Source organism: Arthrobacter sp. 35/47, from assembly GCF_000520475.1.
Classification (GTDB): Bacteria; Actinomycetota; Actinomycetes; order Actinomycetales; family Micrococcaceae; genus Arthrobacter_D; species Arthrobacter_D subterraneus.
This window is the reverse complement of the sequence record NZ_KI914613.1, coordinates 7,142-17,141: the sequence shown is the minus strand read 5'-3', so window position 1 is coordinate 17,141 and position 10,000 is coordinate 7,142. Positions and strand designations below refer to the sequence as shown.

At 67.8% G+C, this 10,000-nt stretch carries 10 protein-coding genes and 1 riboswitch (1 of these 11 only partly in view); of the genes, 3 read left to right on the top strand and 7 right to left on the bottom strand.

What is annotated here, in order from left to right:
* Both X803_RS0112545 and X803_RS0112540 read right to left on the bottom strand, forming a co-directional pair.
* Positions 1-570: the 5' portion of a VOC family protein gene (locus X803_RS0112545; protein ID WP_026545399.1), read on the bottom strand. Its footprint begins 147 nt before the window's first position; 570 of the gene's 717 nt are visible here — the first part of the coding sequence; its start codon is at positions 568-570; its stop codon lies off the left edge, out of view.
* A gap of 65 nt (positions 571-635) precedes the next feature.
* Positions 636-1,766, bottom strand: coding sequence for a homoserine O-acetyltransferase MetX (locus X803_RS0112540; protein ID WP_253907471.1), 1,131 nt, complete (start codon positions 1,764-1,766; stop codon positions 636-638).
* A gap of 24 nt (positions 1,767-1,790) precedes the next feature.
* Positions 1,791-1,924, bottom strand: a riboswitch (SAM riboswitch).
* Between the two features lie 460 nt (positions 1,925-2,384).
* On the opposite strand from X803_RS0112540, the gene X803_RS0112535 reads away from it, so the two are divergent.
* Entirely contained in the window at positions 2,385-2,759 is a 375-nt protein-coding gene (locus X803_RS0112535; protein ID WP_026545397.1) for a cupin domain-containing protein, read from the top strand.
* Between the two features lie 93 nt (positions 2,760-2,852).
* Positions 2,853-3,494: a VOC family protein gene (locus tag X803_RS0112530; protein ID WP_026545396.1), complete on the top strand. Its 642-nt coding sequence runs from the start codon at positions 2,853-2,855 to the stop codon at positions 3,492-3,494.
* A gap of 37 nt (positions 3,495-3,531) precedes the next feature.
* On the opposite strand, the gene X803_RS0112525 is transcribed toward X803_RS0112530, so the two are convergent.
* From X803_RS0112525 to X803_RS0112510, 4 genes are all read right to left on the bottom strand, one after another.
* On the bottom strand, positions 3,532-4,320 hold the full coding sequence (locus tag X803_RS0112525; protein ID WP_035778931.1) for a CPBP family intramembrane glutamic endopeptidase: 789 nt from the start codon (positions 4,318-4,320) through the stop codon (positions 3,532-3,534).
* Between the two features lie 121 nt (positions 4,321-4,441).
* Positions 4,442-5,740, bottom strand: a complete 1,299-nt coding sequence (locus X803_RS0112520; protein WP_035778929.1) for an amidohydrolase family protein — start codon at positions 5,738-5,740, stop codon at positions 4,442-4,444.
* Entirely contained in the window at positions 5,737-7,098 is a 1,362-nt protein-coding gene (locus X803_RS19790; RefSeq protein WP_051470734.1) for a formimidoylglutamate deiminase, read from the bottom strand. The genes X803_RS0112520 and X803_RS19790 overlap by 4 nt, the downstream gene beginning before the upstream one ends.
* Positions 7,095-8,324 carry an allantoate amidohydrolase gene (locus tag X803_RS0112510; RefSeq protein ID WP_026545393.1) on the bottom strand — a complete coding sequence of 410 codons (1,230 nt, stop codon included), beginning with the start codon at positions 8,322-8,324 and terminating at the stop codon, positions 7,095-7,097. Before X803_RS0112510 ends, X803_RS19790 begins: the two co-directional genes overlap by 4 nt.
* A 122-nt stretch (positions 8,325-8,446) precedes the next feature.
* Here X803_RS0112510 and X803_RS0112505 point away from each other — a divergent pair, with 122 nt between their 5' ends.
* Positions 8,447-8,824: a VOC family protein gene (locus X803_RS0112505; protein ID WP_026545392.1), complete on the top strand. Its 378-nt coding sequence runs from the start codon at positions 8,447-8,449 to the stop codon at positions 8,822-8,824.
* Between the two features lie 10 nt (positions 8,825-8,834).
* On the opposite strand, the gene hutU is transcribed toward X803_RS0112505, so the two are convergent.
* Positions 8,835-10,000, bottom strand: a 1,166-nt coding sequence (hutU, locus tag X803_RS19785) for a urocanate hydratase (RefSeq protein WP_084033722.1), incomplete at its 5' end; no start/stop codon positions are given.

Here is a 10,000-nt window from a genome sequence, read left to right as displayed (position 1 = left end):
AAGCCGGATATCGAGGTGGATCCGGTTTTTCGCGGTTCGCTTCGGAGCCGGCTCGGGACACAGCTCAAGAATTGGCCCCCCACGCGATGGGTGGCTCAGGGAACGAAATTCTCCTTGCACTGAAGTCCATCCGGTCAACCAGGACCAGAACTCCGCGTCACGGTCCGGGTCTGCGGAATCGAGCGGTAGCGCTGCTATTGGGCCGGTATCGCCATAGGCTCCCCGGTCCTTCAGTACACAGAAGGGATTGCCCTCCGGATCGGCAAGTACAACCCAGGGGACATCACCCTGGCCGATGTCGAGATGTGACGCTCCCAGTCCGAGCAGCCGGGCAGTCTCCGCAGCCTGATCGGCGCCTCCGTGAAGGTCCAGGTGGAGCCGGGCCTCCGACAAGGGAAGATCGGGGACACGCTGGAAGCACAAATCAAGCACCGGGCCGCCTTCAACGGTCAGCCGGGTCTCATACCCGTCAGCTGAATCGGTCAGCCGCTCGCAGCCGAGCGCGGCCTCCCAGAACCGGCCCAACCGTCGCGGCTCGACCGCGTCAAAGACAATGTTCTCCAGATACATGGCACACACGGTAACCAGCACCCGGTTCCATCTCAAGGATTCGCGGGCGAGGTGGAAGGGGCAGGCTACCTGCCGTCGTCGTCGTTATAGAAAGCAGCCACCAGCGCAGGCTCCAGCTGTGCGATTTCGGTCAGGAAGGCATCGTGGCCGATCGGTGAGGTGATCGTATGCACCGGGACGTTTCCCGGCAGCGCGGAGGCGAGCTCATGGGACTGGGCAGGCCAGTAGAGCCGGTCGGAGTCGACGGCGGCAATGAAGAAGCGGGCGGTGGTGTCCGCCAGCGCATCGGCGAGGCCGCCCCTGTCACGGGCGACGTCGTGGCTCATCAGCGCTTCGGTGAGGATCACGTAGCTATTGGCGTCGAACCGGCGAACCAGTTTGTCCGCCTGATGATCGAGGTAACTTTCCACCTGGTATCGGCCGCGTCCGTCAGGCACTGCAGATCCGAAGGGCTCCTCGATGCCCTGCGCCGCGCGTCCGAACCGGTGGGACAACTCGGCTTCGGAGCGGTAGGTGATGTGTGCGATGCGCCGTGCCAGTCCGAGACCGGCTTCCGGGCCCGGGCTTCCGTAGTAATCGCCCCCCGCGAACTGCGGATCCAGCCGGATGGCCTGCACCTGGGCCTGCGCAAACGCGATCTGCTCGGCGGTGCTCGCAGCACCGCAGGCAATGACCGCACACCGCTGAACGCGCTCCGGGTACGTCACCGCCCACTCGAGCGCGCGGGCGCCGCCCATCGAACCGCCGATGACCGAGTGCCAGGCGGCGATACCGAGCTGGTCTGCGAGCAGTGCCTCGGTCCGGACCGAATCGCGGATGGTGACAAAGGGGAAACGGGATCCCCAGGGACGGCCCTCAGGATCAAGCGAAGCGGGCCCCGTGGAGCCGTAGCAACCGCCGAGCATATTGATGGAGACGACATACAAGCGGTCCGTGTCGATGGTCCTGCCCGGGCCTACCAGGCTGTCCCACCATCCGTCTTCGCCTGACTCTCCCCGGGCGACGTGGGAACTGCCCGTCAGCGCATGCTCCACGAGCACAGCGTTGGACGCGTCTTCATTGAGCGTGCCCCAGGTCTCGTACGCAAGCACGACGTCGGACAGGTGCCCGCCCGCCTCCAGCGTCACCGGGCCGATCGCACGCCGCTGCACGACGACGCCGTCAACAGACTCCGTCTCGGGTTCCACTGTGGTGATGCCTGCCAAACCTGCCGCCTCCATGATTCGCGCTTGCTCCCGCACGCGGCGTGCGGGGCCGGGTCGTCACCCGGGGCACCCCACCGCGGTAGGAGGGTTGCCGGACAGTAAGCCGGGGCTGAAGGCGGGCAAAACCCGCCGCACTGTCACTCGTGACCTCATACAAGAAAACCCGACCGATGCGCCAAACGGCAACTATTGTGACTCGCGGTGAAACATCCGACGCTGAGCGGGGCCGGGTCCGGGAATGCTTGAGTGGGGCCGCTCTGGCGCCTATGGGTGACGCGCGGCCCCACTCAAGGGGGACAGCCCGTGGGCGTCCCGGGCAGGAAGTCCGGCGGTCTCGGAACCGGGCTCCCTGTCCGCCAACTATCCGATGCTGACCTTGGGTTTTACTTGGGTGCTGATGTCTCGCTGTATTGCCGGGGACGGCTGCCGAAGTCACTGACAGCGGCGCATTGACAGCACCTCGGAAGAAGAGCATTCTGACACTCTCGGCCGCTGGTTCAGTCAGCCCTCCATTGCACGTTGTCGCAAGCTTCCAAGCCTGCATTCCCGGAGCACCGGTCATGCTTTCGGAGGAACAGCTTTAACCGCTCCTTGCTGAGGAGACCCGAAATGCCTGCAGTAACCGTCACAACCCTTGAGTCAAAGTCCTTTGATGAACCGGACGAGCAGCGCCGTCCGCCCAGAACAAAAGTCGACGTCATAAAAATTGGCGGAACCGAGCTCGGCAGGTTCACCTTCGAGTCCGGCTGGCGCTGGTCCGAGACCGTCAAAACCGTAGTCCACACCGATAGTTGCCAGAACAACCACCTGGGCTTCTGCACCGCCGGCACCCTCACAGTTCAGTTGGATGACGGAACCCGCCACACAATCCACGCCGGTGAGGCCTACGCCATCCCTCCGGGCCACGATGCGTGGGTTGAGAATGACGAAACGTTTGTTGGGTACGAGATCATGAGTGCGGCGACGTATGCCAAACCCGAGTAGATGACTGCGCTGCGCCTCGACGTTCAAGCCAACCAAGTGTGACTTAGGCAACCCTAAGTCGAGGCGCCGATCACAAAGTGCCAAGATGGGGCCATGCGCTTGGATCATGTGTCATATGCCTGCGAACCCGACGGTCTGATTGCCACTGCGGAACGAATTTCTGACGCTCTGGGAGTCGAATTTGTGAAGGGTGGAGTACACCCACGATTCGGTACCCGGAACATGATTTTCCCTCTGGTCAACGGCCAGTACCTCGAGGTGGTTGAGGTGCTGGACCACCCCGCGTCGGACAAGGCCCCGTTCGGCCAGGCCGTGCGCGCCCGGTCCGAGGCCGGCGGCGGCTGGATGGGCTGGTGTGTCGCTGTTGACGACCTCGCACCGTTCGAGGAACGCCTGGGACGCAGCGCCGTTCCCGGGAACCGCAAGTTCCCGGACGGCCAGGAACTGACCTGGCAGCAGATCGGCATCAAGGGCCTGATCGCAGACCCCCAGGTGCCCTACATGATCCGCTGGGATGACGGCACGGAGTCCCTCCACCCGTCACAGGCACGGCCCGCGTCAGTGCGGCTCAGCGCCCTCACCATCGCAGGCTCCGCCGAACGCGTCACCGAATGGCTCGGCACCCCGGTCAGCCACCCGCTGGACGACGTCGAGGTGGAGTGGATTGCACCGAACGGCACCCCGGGAATCATGTCCGTCACATTCGAGACCCCGCAGGGCTCAGTCCGCATCTAGTGCTCTGCCCCTCGGGGCGGAGCCTTCGCACACCCTGCTAGTTCCCGATCCCGATGGCGGACCCAAAGAGGGCAAAGCCCACAAAACCGGCGATGTCGAGCAGTGCGTGCGCCACCACCAGCGGCATGACCCGCCTGGTACGCGTGTAGGCATAGCCGAAAATCAGGCCCATGATCACGTTCCCGACGAACGGACCGATGCCCTGGTACAGGTGGTAGCTCCCCCGCAGCAGCGCTGAGGCCACAATGATGGCGGGCACCGACCAGCCCAGTTCGCGCAAACGCTCGAAAAGGTAGCCCACCACAATCACTTCTTCGAGCACGGCATGGCGGAGCGCCGAGAGCACCAGCACCGGGACGGTCCACCAGTAGGAATCGAGCGCCGTCGGGATGATCGCCGTCGTCACCCCCAGCGCTCGGCCGGCCGCGTACACACCGAGCGTTCCCACGCCAATGAGCGCCGCCAGCCCCACTCCCAAGCCGAAATCCAACTTGGGATTGCTGAAGGTGAACCCGATCCGCCGGAACGCCGATCTTCCCGGCTCGGTCAGCAGGAAGATCACCAGCACCACCGGGACCAGTGCAAAAAAGATCCCCAGCAGCTGGTACGTGAGATCAAAGTACTGGCGATCATCCAGCACAGGGTTCAGCCGGGTGGTCTGCGCGGACAGCGGCGCGCGGGTCAGCTTGTCGATCAGCTCGACCACCGCGTAGACCCCCGCCTGACCCAGGGACAGGCCGAGGACTATGAGGATTTCTGCTTTGATCCTCTTCCGGCCCGCGGTGGGAGACAACGACGACGACTGGCTGGTTTCCGCGGTTGGCATGCCTTCATGGTGCCGTACCGGCGCCGCCCCCGCCAAAGCCCGCACTCCCCTTCCACCGGAAGTTTTTGTCGCCGTTCTGCGCCTAAGACGCGGTCTTAGCAGCAGAACGGCGACAAAAACTTCAACGGAGGCGGCGCCCGCGACGCCAGACGGCGTGCGTCAGCTCCATCCCCGGACGGTACGCGAGGTGGGTGGCGGAGGGCGCGTCGAGCAGCTGCAGGTCGGCCCGGTGTCCCACCACAAGGGAACCCACTGCGAGGGCACCCGCAGCAAGCGGACCGCTGGGAGACGCACCCGCGGCGGAGGAACCCACCGCAAGGGAACCGCCGTCGTCGGTCGACTGCTCCCGGTGGAGGGCAAGTGCTCCGCCGTAGGTGGCGGCACGGACTGCCTCGTGAACGGTCAGGCCCATCTGCAGCACGGCCGTCGCCACGCAGAACGCCATGGACGTGGTGTAGGAGGTTCCGGGATTGCAGTTCGAGGCGATCGCAACCGGAACACCCGCGTCCAGCAGCTGCCGCGCCGGTGCGAGGGGCTGCCGGGTCGAGAGGTCGCACGCGGGCAGGCACGTCGCGACGGTGCCACGAAGACCGGTGCCGCGAAGACCGGTGCCGGGGCTGCCGGAGCGCCACCCGGACCAGGAACCTGCGAGCGCATCGATGTCAGCGGAGGTGAGGTGGTTGACGTGGTCCACACTGGCGGCGCCCTCCTCCACGGCGAGCCGCACCCCCTCCCCCGGTCCGAGCTGATTGCCGTGTACCCGCAGGCCCAGGCCGGCATTCCGGCACGCCCGGAGCACCTCGCGGCTCTGGTCGGGAGTGAACGCGCCCGTTTCGCAGAAGACGTCGGCCCAGCCAACCCAGGGGCGGACGGCCTCGAGCATGGGGCCGGTGACCAGCCGCACGTAGTCGTCGGCGGCCCAGCCATGCGGCACGAGGTGCGCACCCAGGAACGTCACCTCGTCAGCCGTCGCGGCCGCGATCCGGGCATGCCGGGCTTCCTCCGCCACATCGAGCCCGTAGCCTGTCTTCGTTTCGAGGCAGGTGGTGCCCGACGCCGCTGCCTCCGCCGCACGCGCCGCCACCAGCTCACCCAATTCCTCATCCGAGGCCCGCCGGGTGGCCTCCACGGTGACGGAGATCCCGCCGGCAGCGTAGGACTCCCCCGCCATCCGTGCCTCGAACTCGGCCGTCCGGTCACCGGCGAAAACCAGATGCGTATGGCTGTCCACCCAGCCCGGCAGGCAGGCGCGGCCGCCGGCGTCGTACCGGGAATCTGCGGCAGGGGCGTTCCGGGCAGTGCCGATCCAGGTGATCCGCTCACCCTCCAGGACAATGGCGGCGTCACGAAGTACCCGGTGCTCGGCGTCCTGCGTCATCAGCTCACCGATGTTGGTGATCAGCGTTGCTGGATCGGTCATGATTCCGCCCTTCGCAGATGTGCTGCCTCACCCAGCCGGGCGATGGCCGCGGCCAGCAGCGTGCCCGGATCCCCCAGCCGCGTATGCCGCCCATTGCGGGCGAGGACTTCCCCGCCGACGACGACGGCGGTGACATCCTGCGCCGTGGCCGTCAGTGGGAGCTGGCCGGGATCCGACCCGGCGGTGCGCGCAGTGGCCGGGTCCAGCGCCACCAGGTCGCAGACCAGGCCCGGCTGCAGCCCCGCTGCTGCGCGGCCCTGCGCCCGGGAACCGCCGGCCGACGCTGCCTGCACCAGGGCTGCGGGCGAAAAACGACCGCGTTCTCCACTGCCGAGCCGCTCGCCGTGTTCCAGTGCCCGCATCTCAAGCCAGGGGTCGACGACGGCGTGCTGGTCGGTGCCCAGCGCCACCACGGCGCCGGCATCCCGGAGCGCGCGGGCCGGGCCGATCCCGTCCGCGAGGTCCGCTTCCGTGGTGGGGCACATGGCGACGGTGACGCCGGCCTGTCCGAGGAGTTCGATGTCCTTCCCGGTCAGGTGCGTGGCATGGACTACGGTCAACCGTTCGGAGAGCAGGTTGTGGCGGGCCAGCAGGCCGGTGGGGGTAAGCCCCGTCGCGGCGAGGCAGTCATGGTTCTCCGCGGGCTGCTCGGAGAGGTGGATGTGCAGCGGAACCTCAGCCGGAAGGTTCTGCGCAATACACGCGAGCCCGGGTTCATCGACCGCGCGCACGGAGTGCACTGCTGCGCCGACCGTGACCTGGGCGGCGCTGAAGTGGGCGCCGACCGCATCGCGCAGGGACTTCCACCGGGTCAGCCAGGCGCCGGCGCCGCCGTCGCTGAAGCGGGCCTGTTCAGGCTGGACGGGCGCGCCGAACCCGGACGAGAGGTAGCAGGTGTCGAGCAGCGTCAGCCGGATGCCGGCGGCCACCGCGGCACGGGCCAGCGCCAGTTCCATGGCATGCGGGGCGTACGGGCCACCCCCCGGCCGGTGGTGGACGTAGTGGAATTCGGCGACGCTGGTCCAGCCTGCCGTCACCATCTCGGTGTAGACCGCGGTGGCGAGCTCCTCATACAGCTCAGGGGTCAGTGTTCCCGCCGCCTGGTACATCGCCTCCCGCCAGGTCCAGAAGGTGCCGGTGCCGGAGTGGGTCCGCCCGCGCAGCGCCCGGTGGAAGGCATGCGAGTGCGCGTTGGCTGCCGCAGGAAACACAACGCCGGGCAGCCGCAGGTCCCCCGGCTCCGCCGGAGTGCCGGGCATCACCGAGCGGACGATGCCGCCGTCGTCAACCTCGGCACGGACGCCGGCGGCAATGGTGCCCGGCTCGAGCCACGCCTGCTCGCACCACAGAGCCTTCACAGCAGCCGCTCCAGGACGTCGGCGAGCGCAGCCGCACCGAGGTCGGCGTCGTCCGGTTCCACGTGCTCCTCCGGAGAGTGGCTGATGCCGGTGGGGTTGCGCACGTACAGCATGGCGGAGGGTCCGTACGCGGCGAGGATGCCGGCGTCGTGCCCTGCTCCGGTGGGCAGTGCGGGAGCGCCGGGGAGGGCGAGCTGCAGCTGGCGCTGGAGTTCGGCGTCGAATGTGACGGTGCCGCTCACGGATTCCTGCGTGAGAGCAGCGGTGCACCCTTCGAAGGCGGCGGCCTTCTGGGCCTGCCCGTGGATGCTTTCCACGAGGGCGGCGGTGGTGGCATCGTCGGGGTGGCGGACGTCAATCCAGAGGTCGACCCGGGAGGCGATGACGTTGGTGCCCCCGGGAACCGGCTGGATACGGCCGACCGTGGCGCGGGCCTCCGGCGTGGCCGCGGCGGTTTTGCGGATGGCCAGGACAACCTGGGCGGCGGCGACCATGGGGTCCGCGCGGTCCTCCATGAGGGTGGTTCCGGCGTGGTTGCCCTGCCCGGTGATGGTCAGCTTCCAGCGACCGTGGCCGATGATCGAGGTCCCGACGGCGATGGGCGACTCCAGGTCGATCAGGCCGCGGCCCTGCTCGACGTGAAGCTCCACGAAGTCACCGATCCGGCCGAGTGCCTCGTCATCCCTGCCCAGATGCGCCGGGTCCAGCCCGTGCGCGCGGGCCGCTTCGGCGAATGTGACGCCGTCAGCGTCCTTCAGGTTGCGCGCGGCGTCAGCGTCAATGCCGCCGGTCAGCAGCCGCGAGCCCAGGCAGGCCACACCGAAGCGTGAACCTTCCTCTTCGGGGAACACCGCGACGGCGAGCGCCCGGTGCGGTGTCACGCCGCGGGCTTTCAGGAGGTCGACGGCGGCCAGTGCGGAGGCGACGCCGAGCGGACCGTCAAACGCGCCTCCCCCGGGAACGGAGTCGAGGTGGCTGCCGGTGACCAGCGCGCCCCGGCGGCTGTCGCCGTCGTGCGCCTCGTTGCCGCTGCCGGTATCCCACCAGGCCCAGAGGATCCCGTTCCGGTCAGTTTCCACCTCGAGGCCGCGCCGGCCGGCTTCCTGCTGGAACCAGGAGCGCAGGTCGAGCTCCGCGGTGGAGAAGACCGGGCGGGAGTAACCTCCCCGGGATGGGTCCCGTCCGACGTCCTCGATCGATCCAAGCAGGCTGCTGACGCTGTCCAAGGGTTTTCCTTCCGGTGTCCGGACGTTCTGTGGAGGATGCACTTCTACCCCTATCAACTTCTGGCCGCCGGGCCTAGACTCGCCAGCACACGGCTGAAGACATCAACCTGAAGGAGTTCATTGTGAGCGGACGTGTTGTACATTTCGAGATTCCCTTTGACGACGGCGACCGCGCCCGGGCGTTCTACCGCGAAGCCTTCGGCTGGGAGGTGTCGCAGATGCCCGAGTTCGACTACACCGCCGCGGCCACCGGCCCGGCCGGCGAACAGGGTCCCACCGAACCCGGCTACATCAACGGCGGTATGTTCCGGCGGGACGGCGGTCCATTGTCCGGCCCGATCATCACCCTGGATGTCGAGAACATCGAGGACACTCTGGCGAAGATCGAGTCGCTCGGCGGCTCTGGTGTCGGTGAGAAGCTGCCGGTCGGCGACATGGGGTTCGCCGCGTACTTCCGCGACCCGGAGGGCAACGTGATGGGACTCTGGCAGAACGCCTGAGCCCGGCCGGTCAGTCCTGCATCGGAATCCGGACCCCGCGTTCACGGGCCACCTCCTGCGCGCGCTCGTACCCGGCGTCGACGTGGCGCATGACGCCGGTCCCCGGATCATTGGTCAGGAGCCGCTCGAGCTTCTCGGCGGCGAGGGCCGTGCCGTCGGCCACTGAAACCTGGCCGGCATGGATGGACCGGCCGATGCCCACTCCGCCGCCGTGGTGGATGGAGACCCAGGTGGCGCCGGAGGCCGTGTTGAGCATGGCGTTCAGGAGCGGCCAGTCGGCGATGGCGTCGGACCCGTCGGCCATGGCCTCGGTTTCCCGGTAGGGCGAGGCCACCGAGCCCGAGTCGAGGTGGTCCCGGCCGATCACGATCGGGGCGGAGACCTTGCCCTCGGCGACGAGGCGGTTGAAGAGCAGGCCGGCCTTCGCGCGGTCGCCGTAGCCGAGCCAGCAGATGCGTGCCGGGAGGCCCTCGAACTCCACGAGGTCTCCGGCGGCGTCGAGCCAGCGGTGCAGGTGGTCGTTCTCCGGGAAGAGTTCCTTCAGCGCTGCGTCGGTGACGGCGATGTCTGCCGGATCACCGGAGAGCGCAACCCACCGGAACGGCCCCAGCCCTTCGCAGAAGAGCGGCCGGATGTAGGCGGGAACAAAGCCCGGGAAGTCGAAGGCGCGCCCGTAGCCGCCCTTGCGTGCCTCGTCCCGGATGGAGTTGCCGTAGTCGAAGACCTCGGCTCCTGCGTCCTGGAAGCCCACCATCGCTTCAACGTGCCGCGCCATGGACGCCTGGGCCTTCTTGGTGAAGCCGTCCGGGTCTCCGGAGGCCTCCCGCTCCCATTCGTCCACGCCGATCCCCTCGGGGAGGTAACTCAGTGGATCATGGGCGGACGTCTGATCCGTGACGATGTCGATGCTGAACTCGCCGTTCCGCTGCCGTTCCAGCAGCGCCGGCAGGATCTCGGCCGCGTTTCCGACGACGCCGACGGACAGGGCCCGCTTCTCGCGCTTCGCCTCGAGCACCTGCGCGAGGCCGTCCTCCAGGTCCGCGGCGACGACGTCGAGGTAGCGCTTGGCTGCACGCCTGCGCAGGCGGGTCTCATCGACGTCGATGATCAGCACGGCGCCGCCGTTCAGCGTCACGGCGAGCGGCTGGGCGCCGCCCATTCCGCCGCACCCGGCGG

Coding starts and splice junctions, on each gene's coding strand:
- X803_RS0112535 (WP_026545397.1), top strand. CDS start 2,385: ATGCCTGCAGTAACCGTCACAACCCTTGAGTCAAAGTCCTTTGATGAA.
- X803_RS0112530 (WP_026545396.1), top strand. CDS start 2,853: ATGCGCTTGGATCATGTGTCATATGCCTGCGAACCCGACGGTCTGATT.
- X803_RS0112525 (WP_035778931.1), bottom strand. CDS start 4,320: ATGCCAACCGCGGAAACCAGCCAGTCGTCGTCGTTGTCTCCCACCGCG.
- X803_RS0112520 (WP_035778929.1), bottom strand. CDS start 5,740: ATGACCGATCCAGCAACGCTGATCACCAACATCGGTGAGCTGATGACG.